This is a genomic window from Amycolatopsis heterodermiae (genome assembly GCF_034929455.1).
In the GTDB taxonomy this organism is placed as follows: Bacteria; Actinomycetota; Actinomycetes; order Mycobacteriales; family Pseudonocardiaceae; genus Amycolatopsis; species Amycolatopsis heterodermiae.
In genome coordinates, this window is sequence record NZ_JAYFSI010000002.1 from 237,290 (window position 1) to 264,161 (window position 26,872).

At 69.9% G+C, this 26,872-nt stretch carries 17 protein-coding genes; 12 read left to right on the forward strand and 5 right to left on the reverse strand.

Annotated features, from left to right (window positions below; all coding sequences use genetic code 11):
- Positions 1-4: 4 nt before the first annotated feature.
- The 5 genes from VA596_RS11920 (at position 5) to VA596_RS11940 (ending at position 5,417) form a co-directional block, all read left to right on the forward strand.
- Positions 5-3,604 carry an NACHT domain-containing protein gene (locus tag VA596_RS11920; RefSeq protein WP_323326209.1) on the forward strand — a complete coding sequence of 1,200 codons (3,600 nt, stop codon included), beginning with the start codon at positions 5-7 and terminating at the stop codon, positions 3,602-3,604.
- Between the two features lie 432 nt (positions 3,605-4,036).
- The gene (locus tag VA596_RS11925) at positions 4,037-4,288 is read left to right on the forward strand and encodes a YrhB domain-containing protein (protein WP_323326211.1); all 252 of its coding nucleotides are present in this window, start codon (positions 4,037-4,039) and stop codon (positions 4,286-4,288) included.
- A gap of 305 nt (positions 4,289-4,593) precedes the next feature.
- Positions 4,594-4,881, forward strand: a complete 288-nt coding sequence (locus VA596_RS11930) for a hypothetical protein (protein ID WP_323326213.1) — start codon at positions 4,594-4,596, stop codon at positions 4,879-4,881.
- Between the two features lie 48 nt (positions 4,882-4,929).
- Positions 4,930-5,157, forward strand: coding sequence for a hypothetical protein (locus VA596_RS11935; protein ID WP_323326215.1), 228 nt, complete (start codon positions 4,930-4,932; stop codon positions 5,155-5,157).
- Positions 5,154-5,417: a hypothetical protein gene (locus tag VA596_RS11940; RefSeq protein ID WP_323326217.1), complete on the forward strand. Its 264-nt coding sequence runs from the start codon at positions 5,154-5,156 to the stop codon at positions 5,415-5,417. The genes VA596_RS11935 and VA596_RS11940 overlap by 4 nt, the downstream gene beginning before the upstream one ends.
- 19 nt (positions 5,418-5,436) lie before the next feature.
- On the opposite strand, the gene VA596_RS11945 is transcribed toward VA596_RS11940, so the two are convergent.
- Positions 5,437-5,613, reverse strand: a complete 177-nt coding sequence (locus VA596_RS11945) for a hypothetical protein (protein ID WP_323326219.1) — start codon at positions 5,611-5,613, stop codon at positions 5,437-5,439.
- 1,006 nt (positions 5,614-6,619) lie between these two features.
- Between VA596_RS11945 and VA596_RS11950 the strand changes: the two genes are divergently transcribed.
- Positions 6,620-6,877, forward strand: coding sequence for an excisionase family DNA-binding protein (locus VA596_RS11950; protein WP_323326221.1), 258 nt, complete (start codon positions 6,620-6,622; stop codon positions 6,875-6,877).
- 232 nt (positions 6,878-7,109) lie between these two features.
- Positions 7,110-7,466 carry a hypothetical protein gene (locus tag VA596_RS11955; RefSeq protein ID WP_323326223.1) on the forward strand — a complete coding sequence of 119 codons (357 nt, stop codon included), beginning with the start codon at positions 7,110-7,112 and terminating at the stop codon, positions 7,464-7,466.
- A 28-nt stretch (positions 7,467-7,494) separates the two neighbouring features.
- On the opposite strand, the gene VA596_RS11960 is transcribed toward VA596_RS11955, so the two are convergent.
- The 3 genes from VA596_RS11960 to VA596_RS11970 form a co-directional block, all read right to left on the reverse strand.
- Positions 7,495-8,688, reverse strand: coding sequence for an MAB_1171c family putative transporter (locus tag VA596_RS11960; protein ID WP_323326225.1), 1,194 nt, complete (start codon positions 8,686-8,688; stop codon positions 7,495-7,497).
- A 79-nt stretch (positions 8,689-8,767) separates the two neighbouring features.
- Positions 8,768-9,253, reverse strand: coding sequence for a hypothetical protein (locus tag VA596_RS11965; RefSeq protein ID WP_323326227.1), 486 nt, complete (start codon positions 9,251-9,253; stop codon positions 8,768-8,770).
- 100 nt (positions 9,254-9,353) lie between these two features.
- Positions 9,354-9,758, reverse strand: coding sequence for an XRE family transcriptional regulator (locus tag VA596_RS11970; RefSeq protein WP_323326229.1), 405 nt, complete (start codon positions 9,756-9,758; stop codon positions 9,354-9,356).
- 376 nt (positions 9,759-10,134) lie between these two features.
- On the opposite strand from VA596_RS11970, the gene VA596_RS11975 reads away from it, so the two are divergent.
- On the forward strand, positions 10,135-11,022 hold the full coding sequence (locus VA596_RS11975) for a ParB/RepB/Spo0J family partition protein (protein ID WP_323326231.1): 888 nt from the start codon (positions 10,135-10,137) through the stop codon (positions 11,020-11,022).
- A gap of 4 nt (positions 11,023-11,026) precedes the next feature.
- Here the strand turns inward: VA596_RS11975 and VA596_RS11980 are convergent, their stop codons facing one another.
- Positions 11,027-11,710 carry a TetR/AcrR family transcriptional regulator gene (locus tag VA596_RS11980; RefSeq protein WP_323326233.1) on the reverse strand — a complete coding sequence of 228 codons (684 nt, stop codon included), beginning with the start codon at positions 11,708-11,710 and terminating at the stop codon, positions 11,027-11,029.
- 90 nt (positions 11,711-11,800) lie between these two features.
- On the opposite strand from VA596_RS11980, the gene VA596_RS11985 reads away from it, so the two are divergent.
- From VA596_RS11985 to VA596_RS12000, 4 genes are all read left to right on the forward strand, one after another.
- Positions 11,801-14,071 carry a S9 family peptidase gene (locus tag VA596_RS11985; protein WP_323326235.1) on the forward strand — a complete coding sequence of 757 codons (2,271 nt, stop codon included), beginning with the start codon at positions 11,801-11,803 and terminating at the stop codon, positions 14,069-14,071.
- Between the two features lie 112 nt (positions 14,072-14,183).
- Positions 14,184-20,540, forward strand: coding sequence for a non-ribosomal peptide synthetase (locus tag VA596_RS11990; protein ID WP_323326237.1), 6,357 nt, complete (start codon positions 14,184-14,186; stop codon positions 20,538-20,540).
- An 83-nt stretch (positions 20,541-20,623) separates the two neighbouring features.
- Positions 20,624-22,156 carry an MFS transporter gene (locus tag VA596_RS11995; protein WP_323327730.1) on the forward strand — a complete coding sequence of 511 codons (1,533 nt, stop codon included), beginning with the start codon at positions 20,624-20,626 and terminating at the stop codon, positions 22,154-22,156.
- Positions 22,157-22,263: 107 nt separating this feature from the next.
- On the forward strand, positions 22,264-26,871 hold the full coding sequence (locus VA596_RS12000) for a non-ribosomal peptide synthetase (protein WP_323326239.1): 4,608 nt from the start codon (positions 22,264-22,266) through the stop codon (positions 26,869-26,871).
- The last annotated feature ends 1 nt before the right edge of the window (position 26,872 follow it).

Genomic DNA, 26,872 nt, shown 5'->3' on the forward strand with positions numbered 1-26,872 from the left:
CGGCGTGGACGACCGGCCGGGGCCGCTGGGACTGACCTATCTCGGCCGAGTGTTGTTCGGCGGGGTGCCGGTGGGCTCCTGTTTCCAGGTGGCGGAGGGTGTGGTGGTTACCGCGTGCCACGTTCTAGCCGATCTTGGCCTCGCTCAGGTCGGTGCCGAAGTCGACGTTGACGAACTGGTCGTGGACTCTGTCGGCAGGCTGGCCCGGATTGTTCGGGTGATACCGGAGACCGATCTCGCCGTGCTGACACTCGATCGCCCATTTGCTGCCTCGGTGCCGGGTTTTGCGCTGAGCGAGCGGGTCCCGGTGACTACCCCGCTGACGGTGGACGGGTTCGGCGTGCTGGCGGGCGACCAGGGATTCCGTTCCCTGCCGGCGCAGGGCCGGTGGACCGGTGTGGCGGTGCGCGACGATGGCGTTCGGCTGGGCGTGATGGACGGCAAGGACGTCCCGGTCGGGATGAGCGGCGCCCCGGTTCGGCGGCTGTCCGACGGGGCGGTAGTGGGTGTGGTGTCTGCCCACTACAACAGTCCTGACCGGGAGGGCTGGTACCGGGGCAACGTGTGGCTGTCCCGAGTGGAGGACCTGCTTCCGGTGTTGACCGGCTTGGCTACGGTGCCGGTTGACGATGGGCTGGCTGCCGTGCGCGAGTACCTCGGTGACATGACCCGGTCTGCGCAGCTGCATCCCTATTTCGAGGTAGCCAGTGACGCTCCTGCGCTGGGTGCGGTCTACCTGCCGCAACGGATCCGGTTGACGGCGGGGCGAGAGGAGAACGGAGCCGCCGCAGCGGACTGGCGCGCCGAACCCGCGTTGCGGATCATGGAGGTTGACGACGACTGCGTGGTCGTGGCCGGTCCCGGGATGGGCAAGTCCAGCCTGCTTCGCTCGATATCCGTCACCTTGGCGGAGCGATGGACCGGAGCGAATACGGCGGCCGAGCTGCCGGTCCGGGTTCCGGCGGTCAGCCTAGTGGGGGCGGAGACGACCGTCTTCGAGTCGATCGCCGTCGGCGTACGGGCGGAACTGGCCGGGGTCACGACCGACCACGACCGGCCACCGGAATTCTTCGCCACTCCGCCGTCGGGCACGCGGTGGCTGCTGCTGGTCGACGGCCTGGATGAGATCCTCGACGACGAGAACCGGCAGAGGGTGCTGCGGCGGCTCGCCGATCTGACGCGACGTGGCGGCCCGTCGCGGTACCGGGTCGTCTTGACCATGCGGCCTCTGGACGACGAGGCGCTGTCCGCTGGTCTCGACGTCCTCGGGTGGCGTCCTCGCCGCTATGAGCTGCTGCCGTTCACGACCGACGAAGTGACGCAATTGGCAGCAGCTTGGTTTCAGCATCTCGGGGTGGCCGAACCGGAACGTCAGGCTGAGCGCTTCGCCGCCGAACTGGCTGTTCGAGGCATTCAACCGTTGGCCCGCACCCCGCTGATGGCCGCGATGCTCTGTCAGCTCAAGGCCGCAGCGCCTAGCCGACTGTTGCCCGACAGCCGGGGCGCGATCTACCGCGAATTCGTCGAACGGCTGCAACAACGGCTCGCGGCCAGGGGGATACAGGGCGCCGCAGCCCAGGTCGAGGCCATGATGGCGCGATACGGCCTGGACACACGGACGCAAGCCGAGAGCGTGGTGGCCCGGGCCCAGCGACTGCTGGCGCGGTGGGCCGCCGCTCGGCACATCGGTGACACCAGGCCTGTTCTGGACTTCGTGCTCGAGCAGCCGGAAGCCGGCCGACCGGACAACGACACTCTCTCGGCGAGCGCGTGGCGGGCCTTCATAGACGGGGTGCTGCGCCGCGCAGGCGTTCTCGACGAGCGGGCCGGTGAACTCGTCTTTCTGCACCACACCCTGGAGGAGTACTTCAGCGCGTCGCAACACCCGGATCGCGACGCCGCAAAGCGCGACATTCTGCGTGTCCGGCGGTCGTGGGTGGGCCGGCCCCGGTGGCGCCGTCCGCGGGACTCCGACTCCTACGTCGGGTTCATCCTCGACAACGGCACCCTGACCAGCGACATCGAACCGCTGCTCACCACACTGGTCGCGTATTGCGGGAAACACCGGGACCTGGCCGTGGTGCGGTTTATCGCGGCGCAGCGACAGCTGGGCAGCAGAATTCCCCGGCCAGTGCTCGATGCGTTGACCGAGGTACTGGATCGTATCGGGCGCGACCCGAAGGTACTCGACCGCCAGCGGTTTGAGGCTGCTGAATTGCTGGCCGAGGTTGACCACGATCGGGGGGTGGACCTGCTTGAGTATGTGTCGTCTGACGCCACCGCCTCCCTTGCCCAGCTGGACGCGGTTCGAGCGCTTTCGGCCCTTGATCGGGACCGGGGTGCGGCGGTGCTCCGCTCGCTCGCGACCAGCTCCGACGAGCGGGGACCACGGCGCGTCGAAGCTGCCGCGCTCCTGGCGAGACTTGACCTCGACCGGGGGACCCAACTGCTGCGCGAGCTGGCTGAGACACAGGGGTATTCCTATCGGGTCGAGGCAGCAACCGCACTGGCCAAACTGGAGTCCGTCCCCGGGGTCGAGCTGCTGACCGCGCTGGCAATGGACAACGAGTTGTGGGCCGGAAAGCGGTTGGATGCTGCCAGAGAACTCGTTCGGGTCGACCCGGATCGCGGGATAGATCTGCTCGCCACGGCGGCTGAGGCTGTTCTCGAGTTCAGCCTGCAGCACCAGGACACCTACATGTCGCGCGGGGAGCTCCGCCGGGCCGGGCTGCGTGGGCTGGGACTGGAGCAGAGCCGTCGGCAGCACCGAGCCGAGGAGCTGCGCGCAGCATCAGAGGGAGTACGGGTGCTGGCAGACGCTGACCCAGACCGCGCGGTCAGCCTGCTTCAGCGTTTCTCAACCGGCGGGCAGCTGACCGACGACGACCGGGAATGGCTACAGACCGAAATCGGCGAACTCGCCGGACGGTCGACCAATGTCGAAAACGAGACGACCCTCGACGCCGACGCGCAGTGGGTTCGAAGCCAGCTCAGCCAACTTCTGACCCGGTACCGGCCGCGGCCGCCAACGACGATCGGCAGCGCAGACAGGGAGGACCCCGGGCAGCCGAAGTCGTCGTCCGGCCTGCTGGCAAGCCTCGACGATCCACGCGCCGCGGACGGCCTGTACTCCGTCGCGCGCGACGACTCGGCCTCCGACTGGCAGCGCGCAGTAGCGGTGCGCCAGCTGGTCGAACTGCGGGATCCGCGGGCCGCTGATCTCCTGACCGAGCGCTTGAGAAACCCTGAAACCAGCAAATTCCGAACCGTCGATACCGCGCTGCGGCTCGTCGAACTGGGCGATCCGCGTGGCCGCGACATCCTGCACGCGATGGCCCTCGATACGTCACTGGACGGTAGATACCGGGCTCAGGCCGCCGCTGCCCTGGCCCGAGTCGGCGACCCACGCGGATCAGAGATCCTCGATCGGATGATCGCCGACCACAACGACTTTAGCGGTGCCCTGAATGCGATCGAAAAGCTGGCCGCCACCGACCACCAGAGAGCCACTGCGGCCCTCAAAGAGGTCACCGCTGCTATACCTCTCCGAGACCTGCGCCACACTCTGGAAGCACTGTTCGTCCGGCTGCTCCTGCGTCGATGAATAGGTGCAGAGCCAGTGCTCGGGCCAAGCCGACGGGCGAGGGTTTTGGCAGAACCCGACAGCGATGTTGATGGCAGATCTGGAAGTTGGTGATCAGGTTTCACCGACGGCATTCGACCATGCGAGAACCGCTTTAGGAGAGTGGGTGACGGTGCCGTCCAAGGCCTCTACCAGTCACTATGTCCTCAGGGTTCCCTCGCGTGAGCCCAGAAGTCACACAGTTGATCACGGTTTCGGGTCACGAAATGGGTCATGCAAGGAACGTATCAGCTCGAGGGATCGTCTATGGCACCGACGGTAAGGATGCCCATGTGTGGAACGCGATCGTGCAACAAGGTAGGGTCAACTTCGTCGACTTTCAAGGCGAGCTACCAAGCGGCCCGGCTTCATTCGATCAATGGAACAGATTCTTCTTTGTGAGGACACATTAGCATGGTTTTTCAAGATGCATTTGATGCGGCTCAGCGATTTCTGGATCGGGTTGTCCGGGGTGAGCATGACGTCGAGATTGTAATCAATAAGTGTGATGAATTGTCCAGCGGCTGGGCATTCTACTATGACAGTAGGGCTTTTGTGGAGCGGGATGATATATCGTCAGCGTTAACCGGAAATGGTCCCCTGATTGTTTTGAAATCAGGCACCCCGCCTTATATTGGGCGAATTTCTGATTTGCGAGATTTGTGATGCGGCTTGTGGTGTGCGTCCTGTGATGCCGCTCGTTATCACGACGATCCGTTCAGTGACCCGAGGGTGGGGTGGTCGGGACGGGGCGGAAGGCCTGCGCGACGACGCCGTCGGTAAGCGGCGCGGTCCAGCGGTACTCGGGTGGGTGCTCGTGGTTGCGGCGAAAAGCGTGCGGCGGTAGCCGAGCCGCGAGGGCGCCGAGGACAAGCTGCTGCAGAGCATCGAGCTGGTGCTGGGCCGGGCCACCGTCAACGCCGACGGTCTTCAGCTCGACATCGGCAGCTCCGGCCCGATCGAGCCCGGAGGTGTTCGAGGCCCGTGACGAGCCCCTGGGGCAGCTGGTCAACCAGGTCCGCGCGCTCCCGCCCGCCGACGCGATCGGCCGGCACTGGTGCCCGCACCTCGCACTCGCCTACACCCGGGCCAACTGCGGGATCCTCGACGCCGTCGGCATCAACCACGTTTGCCAGCGCTGGGCCTGGCAGCTGGACGCCCTGCACGTCGCCGTTCTCACCCCGCACCCACCGACGGCTGCTACCGGTGGGACACCCCGACACCATCGCCCTCCCCGGGGCGCCGTAGAACAGCGCTGACAGCCTCCGGAGAACTCACCGTCGGCAGCTTTGGCGGAAGATGAGTGAGTGGCTGAAGAACGCGACGTCCTCGGCGCAGCGTCTGTCCCCAAACTGTTGGGCCGGTACGCCGCGATCCTGGCCGAGCTGCGCGACCGCGGCGTCGTGCGGACCCGCAACGCGCCCCCGGGCGACTACGCCGAGTACCTCGCCGCGAAGGACTACGACGGGACGCTGGAACTGAACTCGGTCAAGTCCTACGACCTGCTGGCCGCCGATGCCGCCTGGTCCAGGTGAAGGTCCGTGCCGTCGGGCTCGACATCGGGGCGGACGCGGTGTTCTGGGTGTTCCGGTCCTTCGACTTCGACATCGGGGTGCTGATCACCTTCGATAGCGCAACCTACGCGCTGCGCCGGGCCCGTGAAGTATCGGTCAGCGAGCTCGAATCGGCCGGCGGGCACTTCGCCCACGTCAACGGGCGCCTGGTCAGGATTGCCGGCGGCCTCCGGCTCGGCGTGGACGTCACGGAGCATTTCCGCGCTGTCACATCGAGTTAGTCGGCGGGCATCGCGGGTTTCAGCTCTGCGCCGGCGCGTGCACGAGGATGAACCGGCGATTGGTGCGGTCCCGCCAGAACGTAGGGTTCCGCTCCCACAACGCGGGCATCCGCCACTGCGGCGCCATCTCTGGGGCGACACCGTCGCGGCCGGGCGTGCCGTCCATGCCGACCAGGTAGCCGGTCGGATCGAGCACCTGCCACCACGGCCTTGGGGTCGTCGACGAACATGAGGTTTAGCTGGTCCAGCATTGATTCGAACAAGCCGGGTGCGACCTTGGCGAAGAGCGTGCGAACCGGGTGACCCCTTGGATTCCGCCGATCCGCGGCATTGCCGAGTACGGCCCGATTGGGACCTCGTCGCGTTCCCGTGGCCGTCGGCGGGGTTCGGCCGCGCGAACAGGCGGTCGAGCGCGGCGGCGACCTAGATGGGGACGGCGGCAGGCAAGCCAGTCGGTCGCCAAGGGGTTGCCCGCGGTCGGCGAGTACGACTACGTGAAGGGCGGCGTGCTGGTTCGGGTGTCGCGGTACCTGACTCCGGTCCAGGCGAAGGAGTACCAGGCGGCGCTGGGCCGCTGAGCGCGGACATCGACGCACCCCCGGGCCTGGGAGATCACTCATGGCTGCGGGGGCGCTGTCGTTCGTCGCGGCGGCCAGCCAGAGGGGGTCACGAACGAGACCAACCGCTGCTGACGGGCGATCGGTTGGCGCCCGCACCGGCAACCGCGGTAAGTGCGTTGCGGGCGACCTGGACGACGACCTGTGCAGCGGCGACGTGTTCGGCTTGCCGGATCGCAGGCTCGCCCGCAGCGCGACGTGTGGAGACCTTCGACTCCGACGAGCGGCTGAAGTCGATATCGGTGGACGCAGGACGCCATCGACCGGCTGCTCGAACCGCCGGACCTGGGCGACGACGGCGAGGACAAGGAGTCGCCGGCGGGGTAGGCGAGCCGGTCATGGCGTACCAGATCGTGTTCGACGACGAGACGCAGCAGGCCCAGCCGAGTCGGCCCGGTACTTCATGAAGGCGAGATGGTTAAGAGATGGGTGCTGGTCTCGGCGAGGTCTGACTTAGTTGCATTGGAGCCAGGTTGACGAGTTGATGTTTCTGGCGGATGCTGAAGTTAATGGTGTCGATGTGGGCGGTTGCTTGGACCGTCGGCGCTAGCCTCCCCTTTACCACGTAGTGCGTGGAGGTCTGTGATGTCCGAGTCTGATGTGAGTGTGCCGCGTTTCTTGACGGTTGGCCAGGCGGTAAAGTTGCTCGGCGTTTCTGCGATGACGATTTATCGGGCCGTAGATGAAGGCGGTTTCCCGGCGGTTCGGACCCGAGGGCGTATCTCGATCCCCGCTAAAGCGATCGACGCGATGGAGGAAGTTGCCGTCTCGGAAATGCGGGCAGTTGACTCCAGCGAGTTCACGTTGCCGAAGAGAAACAGCGTCGATATTGGCGGTAGGTAGAGTCCCGCCGGTGGGCTGCTCAGAGTCGACTTCGGCAGCCCTGGCCCTCGGACTGCGGTGAAGTGCGAACTGGCGCCTGTCGCGCTGATGTTGTGACCACAGCCTGAGGGGGTCCGCTTGGCCGCGGCTGGGGGTGTACGGAGTGGGGGAAGTTCCCGAGCATGCGGCCGGCGCCCTTGGCGGCGGCGATCTCCTGGGCGCGCTGGAAGAGTCTTGATGTCGATGATCGGTCGTGGATGATCTGCTCGGAGAAGATCCACTTGTCGTCCTTGCGTTGCTTGTTGCAGACCTGGCGGCCGGTGTAGCGAGGTTTGGTCAGGATGCCTCAACTGCGTCCTTGTCCCAGGCCACGCCGGTCCGGTGGCGGGCCGGGTCGGACGTTGTCAGTGGCGTGGTTGCGGTCAGTGCCGGCTCGACGGCGAGGCTCGAATGGTCTGTCGGTGCCGGGTCGTCGTGGCGGGCCCAGCTGTGCTCGACGGGTGCGGAGGGCGTCGGCGACGCTGTGGCGCTGGGTCAGTACGGTGTGGAACGCGGTCTTGAACGGCGCGAACTGTCCGGGCTCGAGGACGTTGAGATCACCCAGAAGTAGGACGGGCGGAGGAGAACACCGGGACCCGTCAGTTGGCGGCCGGTAATAAGACTTTCCGATCCTCCGGAGGCTGCGTAGCCGTATAGGCGCGCCCCACTCGCACCAACCACTCGATGTCGTCGTCCAGGTTCGTGGCTTCCAGCCGTTCCAGGCTGCTCGCGCCCGACTCTTCGTTTGCTGCCCGACCGGCCGACTTCGCTGCCAGGGCTGCCCGCAGGGACCATGCCGCTTCCACTGCCAGGTGCTTCAAGTCAGTGTCCGCTCTCGCGTTGTTGTCCGGCACATAAGGGCGCAGGGCCCGCCATGAATCGCGGATTTCGATGACGCGGCGGCCCAGGAGATAACGCATCTCCTCCACCCGGACGTACGAACGGCGCGGGACCTTCCCGTTCAGGAGGCTCACCTCGGGAAACGCCCGGTTCAGGTCTCGCCAGAGGCTGCCCAGGGCCTGGTACGACCGGACGTCGCGCCACCAAGCCGCTACGTTTCCGCACTGTGCTGCGATCGACGGGAGCAACAGGCCCAGCACGATTCCGACGGTGCCGAGGCGGCTGACGATGCCCAGGGCCACCTCCCAGGCCATCGGGTCGTAGCCCAGCATCAACGCCGGGACCGAGATCAGGCGGCCCGCAATCACCAGGAGGTCCGCGCCCGCGCCGATCATCGTGACGAACAGGCCTCGGCGGAGCCAGGTGTCGCGGCTCAGGCGGGCGTACGGCCAGCAGAGCCGGAGCAGGACCGTCAAACCGTGGCCGAAGCCGAGTTCGAAGACGAGCAGGTACGCGATCACCATGGGGTGATTCGCGTTCTGGACGAGGTACTCCGTGCCGTCCGGGGTTTTCACCGCTGCTGCTGTCCAGAGGGTGATCATCACCGCGCCGATCGCGCAGCCGCGGGCGATCACCACCCTGCGCTTGCGTTTGGCCTCGGCAGGGGAGTTGGACCACGTGATCACCGCGACCAGGAGCGCCGGGCTCAGCACCACCGCCGCCAGGAGCTCCATGATCAATGTCGACAGGTTCGGGAGGCCCGTGCGGTGTTCGAGGGCTTCGCTGACTCCCGGTGTCGTCACGGTCCAGGCGATCGCGCCTGAGGCGAAGACGGCCAGCAAAGCCATCGTCGCCGGGTCGCGGTGGGCCTTGGACGAGGTCAAGAGCTTGTAGACCAACGCGACCAAGCAGAACGCCGCCATCGCGGGTCTGGTGGCTTCCAGCAGATCCATCCGAGCGTCCCTCAGCTGGTCGTCGAGTGCCGGTCCTTCAATCTACGGTGGGGTGCTCGGGGGCGGAACCCCGTCGCGGTCACGAGAGCGACCGGCGGATGCGGTCGAGGATTCCGTCCGCCGACGCCGGATCCGCGGCCTCGGGCGCCTCGCGCAGGCGGTCCTGGATGATCGTGGCCATCATCTCCGCCTCCTGCTCCTGGCGTTCGGTGTACCCGGACCGGCCGAGCAGGTCCTGCACCAGGCTCGGGTCCAGGTCGGGGAACAGCAGCTGCGTCGTGACGCTGCTGGCCGCGGAAACCCCGCGGTGGCCGTAGATCATGTGGCCGAGCTCGTGCGCGATGATGTGGTGCTGGTGCGGCCGGCTCGCCACCGCCTCGTAGGTGATGAAGTCGGCTTCCGGCGTGGACAGCCACAGCCCGCACGGGTCGGACGGCCGGATCGTCACCGGCAGGACGTGCAGCGGGATCCCCCGTTTGGCGCTCAGCGCCTCCGCGAACTCGACGACGTCGCGGCACGGCGGCATGTGCAGCGACTCGAGCTTGCGCTTGGCGGCCCGTCGCATCGCTGACAGCGACAGGGCGTCGAACGGTTGCTGGCGACTTCGGCGATCCACATCTGCCCTCATGTCGGGTCCGGTGTTCGATGCGCGCGGGGCGGCACCCTCAGCGTCGCGTCTGCATTCGGCCGATCTCTTCGATCATACGCGACATGAACTCCCGGCCGGAGCTGTCGAGTTCGAGCGCGCGCAGCGTGATGTTCCGGATGTCGGCGTTGCGCAGGGCGGCGATCAGCGCCAGCTGCGAGTCGACCCGTTCGGACGTCTCGTCGTCGAAGAAGTACGCGGGCGGGACGCGGAAGAACGACGCCAGCGCCTCGAGGTGGCGCTTGGTCGGGTTGTCCCGCTGACCGGTCCGCAGCTGCCAGACGTAGGTCTTGGAGAACGTGCCACCGACCATTTCCGCGCAGCCCTTGGCCACCTCGTCGTTGCTGTACTCGCGGCCGAGCGGCTGGATCGTCTCGAACAGCTTCTCGATCTTGGCTGCCAGTGAAGGAGCTGGGGTGGTCACGGCACTAACGCTCCTCTGCGGTCGCTGCTGTGGACAGAGCATAGCCTGCTGGTCACGATAGTTGACGCGGATCGGAGCCCGTCGTAGGCTTCAAGTGTTCGCTGACGTGACCGGTTGAGCCGTGTCGGTCATCTGAGTTTACCCCAGCCGTCGCCCAGGGAGGGATGCGTCCTGGCGGAACACCGATTTTCCACACGATAAGGTTCGTTCGGTCGCCGTGACAACGGAGTCGAGCAGAATCGGCACGTGTCACGGTTGTCATCGGGCGGAGCGGTGCTTTTGTATCCGGGGGGATCCAATGACCGTCACTGCAGTTTCGGCGGAGAAGAACTTCGCCGACCCGTTGAGCCGTGAATCTCCGTTCTATTCGAATGTCGTGAACGTTCCGATCCGGGACCTGCTGCCGTTCGAGGCAGCGCCGCGGACGGTGGAGGACGCCGAGCACGTCCGCGCACTCGCCGAGTCGGCAACCGCGCCGCCGCCGATCGTCGTCCACCGGCCGACGACACAGGTCATCGACGGGCTGCACCGGCTCCGGGCGGCGCAGCTGCGCGGCGAGACGACCATCGCCGCGGTGTTCTTCGACGGCGACGTCAAAGAGGCGTTCGTGCTGGCCGTGAAGCTGAACGCGATGCACGGCCTGCCGTTGACGCTGGCCGACCGGAAGGGCGCGGCGCGCGAAATCCTCGCGCTGTACCCGCAGTGGTCGGACCGGCGGATCGCCGGGGTCGCCGGGCTGTCACCCAAGACGGTGGCCGCGATCCGCAAGCGGTCGACCGCGGAACTTCCCCATCCGACCGGCCGGCTCGCGAGCAACGGCGTGCTGTACCGGTCGAACGAGCAGGCGCGCCGCCGTGCCGCCGAGCTGTTCGAAGCCGATCCGGACGCGTCGGCACGCGAGGTGGCCCTGGCCGCCGGGGTGTCGGTCACGACGGCCAAGGACGTGCGCAAACGCTTGCGCAGCGGCGAAGAACCGGTGTCCCGCAAGGGGAGCAAGCCGGCCCGCAACGCTTCGATCGCGACCGCCGGGCCGCGCGCGGACCCCGCCTACGTGCTGGACCGCATGCGCCGCGACCCCGCGTTGCGCTTCACCGAGTCCGGCCGCGCGGTGCTGCGCTGGCTGGAGGTCCCGTTCGGCGGCGCCGACCTGAAAACGGTCGTGGACAAGATCCCGAGCCACTGCGCGCCCGGCCTCGCCGAGGTCGCCCGGCAACGGTCCCGCGACTGGGACCAGCTGGCCGAGCTGCTCGACCACTGCACGTGACGCGTCAGGCGCCGGAACCGCCGGATCCGGCCGGCGCGCCCGGCGGGTCGAAGATCCAGTCGAGCCAGCGGCCGAAGACCTCTTCCTGGTTCATCCTGGGGACCTGCTCGTTGACCCGGCGCAACGTGGGGAACCGTTCGGGATCCAGCTGCCGGAAGAGCCCCCGGACGCGGTTCCAGCCGGGGAGGTCGTCGGGATCCGTGCGGCGCGGGTACATCAGCGCGCTGCCGAGCACGAACCGCTGCAGCCCGCTGAACACCATGACGGCCGTCTCGATGTCGTAGCCGGCGTCGAGCATGCCCCGGTAGATCCGTTCCCCCATCAGGAGCTGGTGCGGGCTGTCGAGGGCGTGCTCGAGGGTGATGGTCACCAGCCCGGGGTGCGCGACCAGGGCCCGGAAGTACTGCCGGGCGAGTTCCTTCGCCCCTTCGACGCCGGGTTCTTCGGGGGGCCCGATGTCCGCGAAGACGTCGTCGACGAACGCCGCCAGCAACGAGTCCTTGTCCTGGAAGTGCCGGTAGAGCGCCATCGGGTCGACCTTGAGCTCGGTGGCGATGGCGCGCATCGTGACGGCGTCGACACCCTTGTCCGCGACCGTCGCCGCCACCGCGTCGAGGATCCGGCGACGGTTGAGGGTGCCGCGCGGCGTCACCGCCCGGCCGGTGTTCTTCGCGGGTTTTTCGGTCACGCGACCAGCCTAATCGACCTTCGGGCCGCCTTCGGCGGGCGGGTCCGGGCCAGTTGTCTACTACGTAGACTATGGCGTATCGTCGCCACCATGGAGCAAACCTGTGCCGCCGGGGACTACCGGCGGGCGGAGCAGATGCTGAGGCCGCACCGGGCCACGTTGATCACCGGTGTGGTGGGCCCGCCGACCTGGACGGCCGGGTCGGATTCGTTCTGGTACGCGACTTCGGGCCCGGATGGTGCGGAACACGTTCTGGTCGATCCGGCCGCGGGCACGCGGCAGCGTGCCTTCGACCGCGCCAGGCTGGCCGCCGCCCTGGCGGGCGCGACCGGTGAACCGTCCGAGCCGTCGGTGGTCGACGTCGGGAACGACGCCGTGATCGTCGAGTCCGGTGGGCGCCGGTGGCGGTGTTCGCTCGAGGACTACACGTGCGCTCCCACCGAAGAACCTGTTCCGGTCGCCCTCGGCGAATCCCGGTCGCCCGACGGGCGGTGGACGGTCTTCGTCCGCGACCACAACCTGTGGGTGCGCGACGAAACGGGCGCGGAGTCACCACTCACCCGCGACGGCTCCGCCGACAACGCCTACGCGACCGAAACGACGTTCTGGCAGCACCGCTCGATCATGCGGAAGGCCGGCGCGGTCGCGCCGCCGGTCGTCATGTGGAGCCCGGACGGGACGAAGCTGGTGACGCACCGGATCGACGAACGCGAGGTCGAGCCGCTGCACCTGGTCGAGTCGGCGCCGTCGGGCGGTGGCCGGCCGGTGACGCACACCTACCGGTACGCCATGGCCGGCGAGGAGAACCAGCCGATGCTGCACCTGGTCGTCGTCGACCTGGAGCGCCGGACCGTGACGCCTTCGGACGCCGAGCCCTTCTACGCGTCGTTCCGCTCGCCGCTGGCGTGGGACCGGGCGTGGCTGTCAGCCGACGGCGGGACGCTCTACTACCTCGATCCCGGGCGGTTCTACCTGCGCCTGCGGCTGATCGCGATCGACCTTTCGACGGGCCTGTCCCGGGTGGTCGTCGAGGAAACCGGCCGGACCCGGGTCGAGCCCAACCAGATGATCTTTCAGCCGCCGCTCGTGCGCACCCTGGCGAACGGGGACGTGCTCTGGTACTCCCAGCGCGACGGCTGGGGGCACCTCTACCGGTACTCCGCTTCGGGTGTTCTGGTCGACCAGGTGACGAAGGGCGCGTGGGCCGTCCGGGAGATCCTCCACGTCGACGAGGACGCCGGCGTCGTCTTCTTCACGGCGTCCGGCCTGGTCGAGGAGGACCCGTACGTCCGGCAGCTGTGCCGGGCGGAACTCGACGGCAGCGGGTTCACCCGGCTGACCGAGGACCTCGACGACCACGCCGTGCAGGCCGCGCCGTCGGGCCGGTACCTGGTCGACATCGCGTCTCGGTCGGACCGGCCGCCGGTCGCGGTGGTGCGCGACCGGTCGGGCCAGGTGGTGGTGGAGCTGGAGCGGGCCGACGTCTCCGCGCTCGAACGGGCCGGCTGGACCCCGCCCGAACGGTTCACGGTCAAGGCGGCCGACGGCACCACCGACGTCTACGGCCTCCTGTGGCGCCCGCACGGATTCGACCCGGACCGGCGCTACCCGGTCATCGACCGCATCTACCCCGGTCCCCATTCGCAGCACGCGCCACCCGGTTTCGACAACACCGGAACCGGCGATTTCGAAGCGTACGCGGCCCTGGGATTCGCCGTGGTCTCGGTGGACGGCCGGGGCACACCGGGCCGGGACAAGGAATTCCACGACCTTTCCTACGGGCACATCGACGACTTCGGGAGTCTCGACGACCACGTGGCCGCCATCACCGAACTCGGCAGGCGGCATCCGTGGCTGGACACCGGCCGGGTCGGGATCACCGGCAATTCCGCCGGCGGCTCCGCCTCCGTGCGCGCCGTGCTCGCCCACCCGGACTTCTACCGGGTCGCGGTCGGCGTGTCCGGCTGCCACGACCCGCGGCTGCAGCTGCCGTGGTGGGGCGAGGTCTACCAGGGACCGTACGAACCCGAGCTCTACCGCCGGTGCGTCAACGCCGAACTCGCCGGGAACCTGCGGGGGAAACTGCTCCTGATCCACGGCGAACTCGACGACAACGCGCTTCCGTACCAAACCCTGGGACTGGTCGACGCGCTGATCGAAGCGGACAAGGATTTCGAGCTGCTGATCGTGCCCGGCGCCGGGCACACCATGTTCCACCGCGAGGCTTATGTCACGCGGCGGAAATGGGATTTCTTCGTCCGGAACCTCATGAACGCGTCGCCGCCCGCCGGGTACCGGCTGAGCGAAATCCCGTCGGCTTCCTTGGCGTGGGCCCGTTCGCTGAGCCCGAACCGCGGCTGAAGGCGCGGCGTTTGACGCTCCGAAGCGGGGCGTGCCAAGATGATTCCACTCGGAAAGTGCTCGATAAAGCCGCCGACTTTCTCATTCAAACAATTCCGTACCTGGGGGAGCAGTGCCCGCGAAAGAAGCGCTCCGATTGTCTTCGGCCCAGCAGTCGATCTGGTTCGCGCAGAAACTGCGGCCGGAGATCCCCAACCTGACCGCGGTCTACTGGGACGTCGACGGCGAACTGGACCTGCCGGTGCTGCGAGCGGCACTCGGCGACGTGCTGGCCGAGGCGCGGCCGTTCCTGACGAACTTCGACGAAGACGAGCAGGGGCCGTACCAGTTCGTCCGCGACGACGTGACCGGCGACGTCTCCGTCACCGACGTCAGCGCGGAACCGGACCCGGTCGCGGCGGCGCTGTCGGCCATCGCCTGGAACCGGCAGGCTCCGCTCGACCTCGCGAAGGACACCCTGTTCCGGGTGGGTGCGGTCCGGGTCGCGCCGGCCCGGTTCTTCGTGTTCGTCGCCATGCACCACCTGCTGAACGACGTGTTCGGCTACACCGTCTTCATGCGCCGGGTCGCGGCGGTCTATTCCGCGAAGCTGGCCGGGGTCCCGGCCGGGCCGGCCGAGTTCGCCGGCCCCGAAGCGCTCGACGAGGCCGACCGCAGCTACCGGGACTCCGCGGACGCGGACGCCGACCGGGCTTTCTGGCAGGAGCGCCTGGCCGCCGTCGCGGCGCCGGTCTCGCTGACCGGGGAGCGCACGCCCGGGCGCGCAGGCCTCGAGCACCACACGCTCCACGTCGAGTCCGCCGAACTGGACCGCTGGCGCGCCGGCGCCGACGACCTCGGGCTCCGGTTCTCCAGCTACTTCATCGCGGCCCTTTCGGTGCTCGTCCAGCGGCTCTCCGGCGCGGACGACTTCGCCGTCCGGTTGACGATGGCCAACCGCACCGGATCGACGAAGACGCAGCCCGGCCTGCGCGCGGGGTTTGTCCCCCTGCGGGTGTCGATCCCGCCGGCCGCGCCGTTCGCCGAGGCCGCCGAGCGGATCGCCGGCGAGGTGCGTGAATCGGTGCGCCACTCCCGGTGTTCGACGTCGGACCTGATTTCGGCCGCGGGCTGGTCGGTGAGCGAGCACCTCGGGCCCGTCCTGGGGATTCTGCCGTTCTCCGAGACGCTGGACTTCGGTGGTGCGCCGGGCGCGTTCGCCATCGAGTCGGCCGGCGCGGTCGACGACTTGGCGGTGACCGCGTACGAGGACAAGCGGACCGGCGGGCTCGTCGTGCGGTTCGACGCGAACGCGGCCCGGTACCGAGCCGCCGACCTGGCGGCACTGGCCGGGCGCTTCCGCGCGGTGATGACGCAGATCGTCGCCGAGCCACGGGCCGCCGTGGGCCGGCTGAGTGCGTTGCTGCCGGGCGAGTGGGACGAGCTGGCCGAGTGGGGCCGGACGGCTGCGCCACAAGCGGATCCGGCGACGGCCGTGCGGTTGTTCACCGAGCGGGCGAAGTCCTGTCCGGACGCGGCAGCGGTGGTGCTCGGAGACGAGGCGCTGTCGTACGCGGAGCTGGACCAGCGGTCGAACCGGTGGGCGCGCTTCCTGGCCGGGTGCGGGGCCGGGCCGGAGTCGATCGTGGCGGTGGTGCTGCCGCGGTCGCCCGAACTGGTCGCGGTGCTGCTGGGGGTGTGGAAGGCCGGCGCCGCCTACCTGCCGATCGACGCGGGGTACCCGGCCGAGCGGATCGGGTTCGTGCTCGGCGACGCGGGTGCCCGGCTGGTGGTGACCACCGGCGAGCTCAGCAGGGCGACCGAAGGCTTCGACGTGCCCCTGGTCTCGATCGACGACGAGGCCGTTCGCGCGGAGGTACAGGCGTGTCCGGGTGATGCGGTCGCCGACCGGCTGGAGCCGCTGAACGCGGCGTACGTGATCTACACGTCCGGGTCGACGGGGACGCCCAAGGGCGTCACGGTTTCCCAGGCGGCGGTGGCCGACCTGGCGCTCGATCCCCGGTACGCCAACGGGCGGCACCACCGGGTGCTGGTGCATTCGCCACTGGTCTTCGACGCCTCGACGTACGAGCTGTGGGTGCCGCTCCTGGGCGGTGGGACCGCGGTGCTGGCTCCGGCCGGACGGCTGGACCCGGCGACCATCGGGGAAGTCCTGGTGTCGCAGCGGGTTTCGGCGCTGTTCATGACGACTCGGCTGTTCGAGCTGCTCGTCCGTGAGAGCCCCGGTGTCTTCGACGGCGTCGACGAGGTCTGGGTCGGCGGCGAGGAGATCCCCGCCGAAACGCTCTCCCGGGCCCTGGAGGTCGTCGCGGCGACGATCACCAACGGCTACGGCCCGACGGAGGCGACGACCTTCGCCGTGACACGGCCGTTCGAAGGCCGGGCGGACGTGCCGGACGGCCCGGTGCCGATCGGCGCGCCGCTGTCCGGGATGTCCGCGGTGGTGCTGGACCCGGGGCTGAGCCCGGTGCCGCCGGGGGTGACCGGCGAGCTGTACGTCTCGGGTGCGGGGGTGGCACGCGGCTACCTGCGCCGCCCGGGCTTGACGGCGGCGCGGTTCGTGGCGAACCCGTTCGACCCCACCGGTTCCCGCCTGTACCGGACCGGGGACCTGGTGCGGTGGAACGCTTCCGGCGAGCTGGTGTACCTCGGCCGGGTGGACGACCAGGTGAAGATCCGGGGCTTCCGGATCGAGCCGGGGGAGATCGAGGCGGTGCTGGCGTCGCACCCGTCGGTCGCGCAGGTGGCGGTCGTGGTGCACGGCCGTGCGGGCGAGCAGGACCGGGCGGACCGGCAGCTCGTGGCGTACGTGGTGGGCGAAGCCGATCCGGCGGAGCTGCGCCGGTTCGCGGGCGACCGGCTACCGGAGTACATGGTTCCCGCCGCCGTGGTCGTGCTGGACGGCTTCCCGTTGACCGCCAACGGAAAGCTCGACCGGCGGGCGCTGCCGGAGCCGGAGTTCGCCCAGGGGCGCTACCGCGCGCCGCGGACCGAGCGGGAGAAGCTGCTCGCGGACGTGTTCGCCGAAGTGCTGGGGCTCGGCCGGGTCGGGATCGACGACAACTTCTTCGCGCTCGGCGGGCAGTCGCTGCTCGCGGTCAAGCTGATCACCCGGATCCGGGCGCTGCTGGGCGCCGAGGTGCCGATCCAGGTGGTGTTCGAAACCCCGACCGTGGCCGGCATCTTCGCGAGCCTCGACCACCGGACCGAGGTCCGGCCCGCGCTGCTCGCCCGGCGCCGCCCGGACGTGCTGCCGCTGTCGTTCGCGCAGCGCCGCCTGTGGTTCCTGGCCCGCTTCCAAGGGCCGTCGTCGACCTACAACGCGCCGTTGCTCGTGCGGCTTTCGGGTCAACCGGACGTGGCGGCGCTGCGAGCCGCGTGGTCGGACGTCGTCGCGCGGCACGAGAGCCTGCGCACGCTGATCGCGGAGGACGACCAGGGCGATGCGTTCCAGCGCATCGTCCCGGCGCGCGAGGCCGAGGTGCCGTTCACCGAGCTGGCCGTCCCGGACGGTGAGCTCGATGCGGCGATCGGCGCACAGGTGCGGCACGCGTTCGACCTGACGGCGGAGATCCCGCTGCGGGTGGCGCTGATCCGGCACGCCGACGACGAGTACGTGCTCCTCGCCCTGCTGCACCACGTCGCCGCCGACGGCTGGTCGACGGCCCCGCTGGTGCGGGACCTGTCCGAGGCGTACACGGCCCGGCTGGCCGGCCACGCCCCGGAGTGGACGTCCTTGCCGGTGCAGTACGCCGACTACGCGCTGTGGCAGCGGGAACTGCTGGGCTCGGCGGCGGACCCGAAGAGCGTCCTGGCGAGGCAGTCCGAGTACTGGCGCACCGAGCTGGCGGGGGTGCCGCAGCCGCTGCAGCTGCCGCTCGATCGCCCGCGCCCGCAGACCATCTCCTACGACGGCGACTTCGTGCGCTTCGTGGTCGACACCACCGAGTTCCGGCTGATCGAGGAGCTGGCGCGCCGGCACGACGCGACGGTGGCGATGGTGTGGCAGGCGGTGCTGGCCGTGGTGCTGCACCAGCTCGGCGCCGGCGACGACATCACCATCGGCTCGCCCATCGCCGGCCGCACCGACGACGCGCTCGACGACCTCGTCGGCATGTTCATCAACAACGTGGTGCTGCGCGCGGACCTGTCCGCCCACCCGACCTTCGCCGACGTGCTGGACCAGGTGCGGGAAAAGGCCCTGGCGGCCTACGAGCACCAGGACACCCCGTTCGAGCTCCTGGTGGAGCTGCTCAACCCGGAGCGGTCGACCGCGTACGCGCCGCTGTTCCAGGTGATGCTTTCGTGGCACAACACCGCGGCGGCGGAGCTCGACCTGCCCGGCCTGAAGGGCACGGTCCGGTGGATCGGGAACGGGTCGTCGAAGTTCGACCTGACCATCGACCTCGTCGAGGCGCTCGGCCCCGACGGCGACCGCGTGGTCGAAGGCCGCATCGAGTTCGCCACCGCCTTGTTCGACCGCGGGACCGTGGAGCGGCTGGCCGAGCGTTTCCGCGCGGTCGTGCGCCAGGTGACCGCCGACCCGGCGGTCGTGGTGAGCCAGGTCGACGTGCTGGTGCCGGAGGAACGCGCGCTGACGCGGGAGCGGGCCGGCGCGCCGGTCGCGTCGCCGGACGCCACGCTGCCTGACCTGTTCGCCGCGCAGGTGAGCCGGACACCGGACGCCTTGGCGGTCGTGTGCGACGGCGTCGAGCTGACGTACCGGGAGCTGGCCGACCGGGTCGACGGGCTGGCGCGGGTGCTGCGCGGCCGGGGTGTCGGCGTGGAGTCGGTGGTCGCGGTTTCGCTGCCGCGGACGGCGGACCTGGTGGTGGTGCTGCTGGCCGTCCTGCGGGCAGGCGGTGCGTACCTGCCCCTGGACCCGGGCTATCCGGGGCAGCGGCTGGAGTTCGTGCTCGGCGACGCCCGGCCGGTCCTGCTGATCACCGACACCGCGACCCGGGACGAGCTGCCGCGGACCCTGCCTCCCACCCTCCTGATGGACGACGTCGACGCGCACGAGGCCGGCCCGGTCGACGGCGGTCCCGGACCGCAGAACCTCGCCTACGTGATCTACACGTCCGGGTCGACCGGCCGGCCCAAGGGGGTCGCCCTCGCGCACGCCAACGTCGTCGCCTTCGTCGCCCAGGTGTCCGAGCGGATGGGGGTGGCGCCCGGCACCCGGATGCTGACGAGTACGTCGGTGAGCTTCGACGTGTCGGTCCTGGAGCTCTTCGGCGCGCTGAGCACCGGCGGCACCCTCGAGATCGTCCGGGACGCGCTGGTCCTCGCCGAGCGCGGGCACTGGTCGGGCGGGGTGATCAGCACGGTCCCCTCGGTCTTCGCCGAGATGGTCGACAGCCTCGGCGGCTCGGTCACCGCCGACACGATCGTCTTCATCGGCGAGGCACTCCCGACGTCGCTGGTGAAGCGCGTCCAGACGGCGTTGCCGGGTACCAGGATCATCAACGGTTACGGCCCGACCGAAACCGCGGTCGCCTCGACCGAGCACACCCTGACCGAGCCGTGCGAATCCCGGCCGTGGTCCGCCTCCGACGCGTCGATGCCCATCGGCACCGCACTGGAGAACGAGCGGGTCCACGTGCTGGGCCCCGGTCTGCTGCCGGTGCCGGTGGGGGTCGTCGGCGAGCTGTACATCGCCGGCGCCGGGGTCGCCCGTGGGTACCGCGGGCGGGCCGGGCTGACGGCGTCCCGGTTCGTGGCGGACCCGCTCGACCCGTCGGGCGGCCGGATGTACCGGACGGGCGACCTCGTGAAGTGGGGTGACGACGGGCTGCTCCGGTACCTGGGACGGGTCGACCACCAGGTGAAGGTCCGGGGCTTCCGGATCGAACCGGGGGAGATCGAAGCGGTCCTCCAGTCCCACCCCGCGGTCGCGCAGGCGGTCGTCGTGGCACGCGGCGCCGGTGAGGGCGCCGGCCTGCTGGTGGCCTACGTCGTCGCGGCCGAAGGCGCGTCGATCGGCGAGGTGGCGGAGCTGCGCCGGGTGGTCGCCGCCGAGGGCGAGTCCGTCCACGACGTCGCCGAGTTGCGCAGCTACGTCGGCGCCCGGTTGCCGGAGTACATGGTGCCGGCGGCCGTGGTCGTACTGGCACAGCTGCCGCTGACGGCGAACGGGAAGCTGGACCGGCGGGCGCTGCCCGAACCCGAGTTCGGCCAGGCGCGCTACCGCGCGGCCCGCACCCCGGAGGAACAGGCGCTGGCCGGGGCGTTCGCCGAAGTGCTGGGGCTCGACCAGGTCGGGATCGACGACAACTTCTTCGAGCGCGGCGGTCAGTCGCTGCTGGCGGCCCGGTTGATCGCCCGGATCCGCTCGATGATGGGGGTCGAGGTGCCGATCCAGCTGATCTTCGACGCACCCACCGTCGCCCGGTTGGCCCAGCGCTGGAACGACCTGCGGGCGTCCAGCCGGCCTCAGCTCCGCCGCAGGAGCCAAGAAGCGGGCTGAGAACCGCTCTCGATCCGACGACCCGGAAACCAAAGAAGAAAGATGGCATGAGTACAGCAACGAAGTCCGTTCGATCGCCGGCCATGATCCTCGCCGTGCTGTGTGTCTGTGTGGTCGTGATCAACATGGACACGATGATCGTTACCGTGGCGTTGCCCGAGCTGGTGGACCAGCTACACGCGAGCACCGTCGACCTGCAATGGGTTTCCGACGCCTTCAACCTGGTCTTCGCGGCCCTGGTGATCGCCGCCGGGAGCCTCAGCGACCGGTTCGGCCGCCGCGGCGCGCTGATCTTCGGCCTGGCCGTGTTCACCGTGGCCTCCGGGCTGGGTGCCTACGCGAGCACGGCGGGCGAGCTGATCGCGGCGCGCGCCGTGATGGGCCTCGGCGCGGCGTTCATCTACCCGACGACCCTGTCGATCCTGACGACGGTCTTCGTCGAGCGGAAGGCGCGGGCGGCCGCGATCGGGATCTGGGGCGCCTGCTCGGGGATCGGCATGGTCCTCGGCCCGCTCGCCGGCGGCGCCCTGCTGCAGTCGTTCTGGTGGGGCAGCATCTTCCTCGTGATGGCGCCGATCGGCCTGGTCGCGCTGGCGCTCACCGCGGCGTTCGTGCCGACCTCGCGCGATCCGGAGACCCCCGCGCTCGACAAGAGCGGCCTCGTCCTGTCCTGCCTGGCGTTCGGCATCCTCGTCTACACCATCATCGAGGCGCCCGCGTCGGGCTGGGACAGCGCGCGTGTCATCGCCGGCTTCGCCGTCGCCGTGGTGCTCTTCGCTTCGCTGTACGTGCGTGAGAGCAAGGCGCGCAGCCCGATGCTCGACGTCCGGCTGTTCCGGGACGCGCGCTTCTCGGCGGCCTGCGGGGCGATGACGATCGCGACGTTCACGTTGATGGGCCTGACCTTCCTCCTCACGCTGTACCTGCAGTTCCTGAAGCTCTACTCGCCGCTCGAGACCGGGCTCCGGTTCATCCCGGTCGCGGTCGGGATGGTGATCGGGTCGATCCTCGGCGGAAAGCTCGCTGTCCAGTGGGGTTCCCGGATCGTGATCACCGCCGGGCTCGGGGTGCTGACCATCCTCTTCGTATGGTTCACCGGCGAGTCCAACGACACGGGTTCCGCGGTCCTCGCCCTCCAGATGACGCTGATCGGGGTGGGCCTCGGCACGGTGGGCGTGCCGGCGACCGACGCCATCATGCGGGTCGTCCCGGCGGCGAAGGCGAGTGTCGGCTCGGCGATGAACGACGCCACGCGCCTGCTCGGCGGCACGCTCGGCATCGCGATCGTCGGCAGTCTGTTCCAGTCGCTGTACACCCACCACCTGGTCGGCTCCGCGGTGCCGGGACTGCCCCCGGCGTCGCTCACCCAGGCCCAGGACTCGATCGGCAACGCGATCACCCAGGCCGCGCGATACACCGCCGAGGGGCAACCGGCGCTGGCGGAGCGGCTGATCGGCGCCGCGCAGTCGAGCTTCTACGACGGCTTCCACACCGCGTGCTGGACGCTCGCCGGCCTGGCCGCGGTGATGGTCGTCGTCGCGTGGTTCTGGCTCCCGGCCGAGAAGCCCGAGCAGGTGACGGCCGCGGCCCCGGAGTCGTCGGACGCCGAGGCCTGATCCTGTCGATCCGCTCCCGGGCACTGCCGTAGCCCGTGCCCGGGAGCGGATGCCCGAAGCTCTCCGTCGTCGTCATGGTGAAATCCGATGTTCCTGGGGGAAATCCGATGATCCCGTTGTCGTACGCGCAGCGCAGGCTGTGGTTCCTGCACCAGTTCGAAGGCGCTTCGGCGGCTTACAACATCCCGTTGGTCATCCGGCTGTCGGGCGTGCTGGACGTGCCGGCACTGCGGAACGCGGTGCGGGACGTCCTCGAGCGGCACGAGAGCCTGCGGACCGTCGTCGTCGCGGACGAGCGCGGGGAGTCCTGCCAGGTGGTGCGACCGCTTTCCGAGCTGCCGACGGACCTCCCGGTGGCCGACGTGGTGCCGGACCGGCTGGACGCCGTGGTGGCGGACCTGGCCCGGCACGAGTTCGACCTGAGCGCGGAGACGCCGCTGCGGGTGTCGCTGCTGCGGTCTGCGGCGACCGAGCACGTGCTCACCCTGGTGCTGCACCACATCGCGGGTGACGGGTGGTCGACACGGCCGCTGATCCGCGACCTCTCCGAGGCGTACGCCGCGCGGTGCGCCGGGCAGCCGCCGCGGTGGGAACCGCTGCCGGTGCAGTACGCGGACTACACGCTGTGGCAACGGGAACTGCTGGGTGACGAGAACGACCCGGAGAGCGTGACGGCCAGGCAGCTCGAGCGCTGGCGGGCCGAGCTGGCGGGCCTGCCGCAACCGATCACCCTGCCGACGGACCGGCCACGTCCGGCGTCGGCGGGCAACCTCGGCGACGCGGTGTGGTTCTCGATCGACGGCGACCTGCTGGACGCCGTCGAGGAGCTGGCGCGCAAGCACGGCGTGACCCGGTCGATGGTGATGCAGACGGCGCTGGTGGTGCTGCTGCACCGGCTCGGCGCCGGCGACGACATCGCCATCGGGGCGCCGACCGCGGGGCGGACGGACGAGGCGCTCTCGGAGCTGGTCGGGTTCTTCGTCAACAGCTGGGTGCTGCGGGTCCGCGTGGCCGGGCAGGACACCTTCGCCGACCTGCTCGAACAGGTCCGCCGCCGGGCGCTGACCGCGTACGCCGACCAGGACGCGCCCTTCGAACTGCTGGTGGAGTTGCTCAACCCGGAGCGATCGGCCGCCTACCACCCCTTGTTCCAGGTGATGTTCGCCTGGCACGACATCGAGCTGCCGGTGCTGGACTTCCCCGGTATGCGGGGCAGCATCGAGATGGCCCAGACCGGCACCGCGAAGTTCGACCTCGACTTCAGCCTGACCGAGATCGCACAGCTGCCGGGAACGGGGCAGCGGGGCGTGCAGGCCAAGATCGAGTACGCGACCGAGCTCTTCGACCGGAGCACGGTGGAGGCGATCGGCGCCCGGTTCACCGGCGTGCTGCGGGAGATCGTCGCCGACCCGTCGGCCGCGGTGAGCCGGGTGAGCGTGCTCCTGCCGGGTGAGTGGGACCGGCTGGCCGAGTGGGGGCGGGTGGCCGCTTCGCCGGCCGGCGAAGCGGCGACTCTGGACCGGTTGTTCGCCGAGCGGGTGAAGGCGGCGCCGGACGCGGTCGCGGTGGTGTCCGGCGAGACGAACGTGTCGTACGCCGAGCTGGACGCGGCCTCGAACCGGTGGGCGCGGTTCCTGGCCGGGCGCGGGGTCGGGCCGGAGTCGATCGTGGCCGTGGCGCTGCCGCGTTCGCCCGGACTGGTCGCTCTGCTGCTGGGTGTGGTGAAGGCCGGTGGCGCCTACCTGCCGATCGACGCGGAGTACCCGGCCGAGCGGATCGAGTTCATGCTCCGGGACACCGGGGCGCGGCTGGTGGTCACCACCGCCGGGTCCGCCACCGCGCTGGCGGGCTTCGACGTGCCGGTGGTGGCGCTCGACGACCCGGCCACCGGCGCCGAGCTGGCGGCGTGCGCGGCCGACGCGGTGACCGACTCCGACCGGCTGGGCTCGCCCGAACCGGCGAACGTGGCCTACGTGATCTACACGTCCGGGTCGACGGGGACGCCGAAGGGTGTTGCGGTGTCGCAGGCGGCGATCGCCGACCTGGCGGCCGAGCCGGTGTACGCGTCCGGCCGTCATCGCCGGGTGCTGGTGCATTCGCCGCTGGTCTTCGACGCCTCGACGTACGAACTGTGGGTGCCGCTGCTGGGCGGGGGGACGGCGGTGCTGGCCCCGCCGGGACGGCTGGACCCGGCGGTCATCGGGGAGGTCCTGGTGGCGCAGCGGGTTTCGGCGTTGTTCATGACGACGCGGTTGTTCGAGTTGCTGGTCCGCGAGAACCCCGGTGTCTTCGACGGCGTCGACGAGGTCTGGGCCGGTGGGGAGGAGATCCCCGGCGAGACGCTCTCCCGGGCGTTGAGCACGGTCGCGGCGACGGTCACCAACGGCTACGGCCCGACGGAGACGACGACCTTCGCGGTGACACGGCCGTTCGCACCCGGTTCGGCGGTGCCGGCCGGGCCCGTGCCCATCGGCGCTCCGCTGGCCGGCATGTCGGCGGTGGTGCTCGACGAGGGCCTGCGGCCGGTGCCGCAGGGGGTGACCGGTGAGCTGTACCTGGCGGGCGCCGGTGTTGCGCGGGGGTACCTGCGGCGCCCGGCGCTGACGGCCGGGCGGTTCGTGGCGAACCCGTTCGACCCCACCGGATCACGGCTGTACCGGACCGGGGACCTGGTGCGGTGGAACGCTTCCGGTGAACTGGTGTACCTGGGCCGGGCGGACAACCAGGTGAAGCTCCGGGGGTTCCGGATCGAGCTCGGGGAAATCGAAGCGGTGCTCGCGTCACACCCGTCGGTCGCCCAGGTGGCGGTCGTGGTGCGGGGCCGGTCCGGCGAGCCGGACGGGCCGGATCGCCAGCTGGTGGCGTACGTGGTTCCCGGCGGTTCGGCGGCCGGTCCGGACGAGCTGCGCCGGTTCGCGGGCGGGCGGCTGCCGGAGTACATGGTGCCGGCGGCCGTGGTCGAGCTGGACCGGTTGCCGCTGACGGTGAACGGGAAGCTCGACCGGCGGGCGCTGCCGGAGCCGGACTTCGCGCAGGAGCGCTACCGCGCGCCGCGGACCGAGCAGGAGGAGCTGCTGGCCGGCGTGTTCGCCGAGGTGCTGGGGCTCGACCGGGTGGGGATCGACGACAACTTCTTCGAGCTCGGCGGCGACAGCATCGCGTCCATGCAGGTGGTCTCGCGGGTGAAGGCGCTCGGCGTCGCGGTCACCCCGCGCCAGCTGTTCGAGCACCGCAGCATCGCGAGCCTGTTCGAAGCGCTGCCCGCGAACACCGGTCCGGGCGGCGGAACGCCGTCGGACGAGCCGGAAGCCCGCCGGCGGGAGCCGATCCCGCTGCTCCCCGCGGCCCGCTCGCTGCTGGAGTCCGGGCCGCACCCGCGGTTCGCGCAGTGGATGACGTTCGAACTGCCGGCCGGGACCGATGAAGAGGTGTTCCAGGCCACCGTTTCCGCGCTGGTCGACCGGCACGAGCTGCTCCGCTCCCGGCTGGTGGTGAAGGGCAGCCAGGAAAAGTGGGGGCTGCTGCCGGTCGGCGCGGACGACCTGCCGCTGAGCCGGCTGGTCCACCGCGTGGCCGGCTCCCCGGCCGAGCGGTGGGACGCCGAGCTCGCGGCCGCGCTCGGGCGCCTCGACCCGGAAAACGGCGTCATGGTCCAGTTCGTGTGGTTCACCCCGGCGGACGGCGAGCCGGACCGGCTCCTGGTCATCGCCCACCACCTGCTGATCGACGGCGCCTCCTGGCAGATCCTCGCGGAGGACCTCGGGACCGTGTCGGGGCAGGTGGCACGCGGGGTGCTGCCCGGCACCACGCCCGCGGGGACCTCGATGCGGCGGTGGGCGTCGGCGCTGGAGGCCGAAGCGCACAGCGCTGCGCGGACCGGCGAGCTGCCGGAGTGGGCCGGGATCCTGAGCGGCCCGGACCCGTTGTTCGGCGCGCACCGCCCCGATCCGGAAAAGGACCTCTGCGGCGGCGAGTCCATGCTGACGGTCGAGGTCCCCGTGGCGGTGACCAAGGCGGTCTCGAAGACCCTGCCGAAAGCCCTGGGCGGCGGGCTCACCGACGGCCTGCTGGCGGCGCTGGTGCTGACGGTGGCGCGGTTCCGCCGCGCACGGGGTGACTGCCACGAGTCGCTCCTGGTCCAGCTCACCGGGCACGGCCGCGAGGAGGAGCTGGTGGCCGGGGCCGACCTCTCGCAGACGGTCGGCTGGTTCGCCAAGGCCTACCCGGCGCGGGTGGACCTCACGGGCCTCGACCTCGACCAGGCCCTGGCCGGTGGTCCCGCGGCGGGCGAGGTGGTCCGCGCGGTCGGGCGTCAGCTGCGCGCCGTTCCCGGCGGCGGGATCGGCTACGGCCTGCTGCGGTACTTCAACGAAGACACCGCGGCGGAGCTGAAGAAGTACGACGGCCCGCAGTTCGGGTTCAACTACATGGGCCGGTTCGCGGCCGGTGGACCGTCCGAACAGGACAGCGGGGGCTCGTGGCGGGCCGTGCCGGGGAGCCTGGGCGCGCAACGGGACCCGGACATGCCGGTGCCGCTCGCCGTCGACGTCAACGCGCTGATCGTGCAGTCGGGGAACGGGCCGGTACTGAAGGGCCTGTTCACGTTCCACGAAAACGTCGTCGAACGATCCGTCGTCGAAGAACTGATGCGGATGTGGGTCGAAGAACTGACGATGCTCGCGCATTACGCGGAAAACGTCCCGGCCGTTTCCTGAA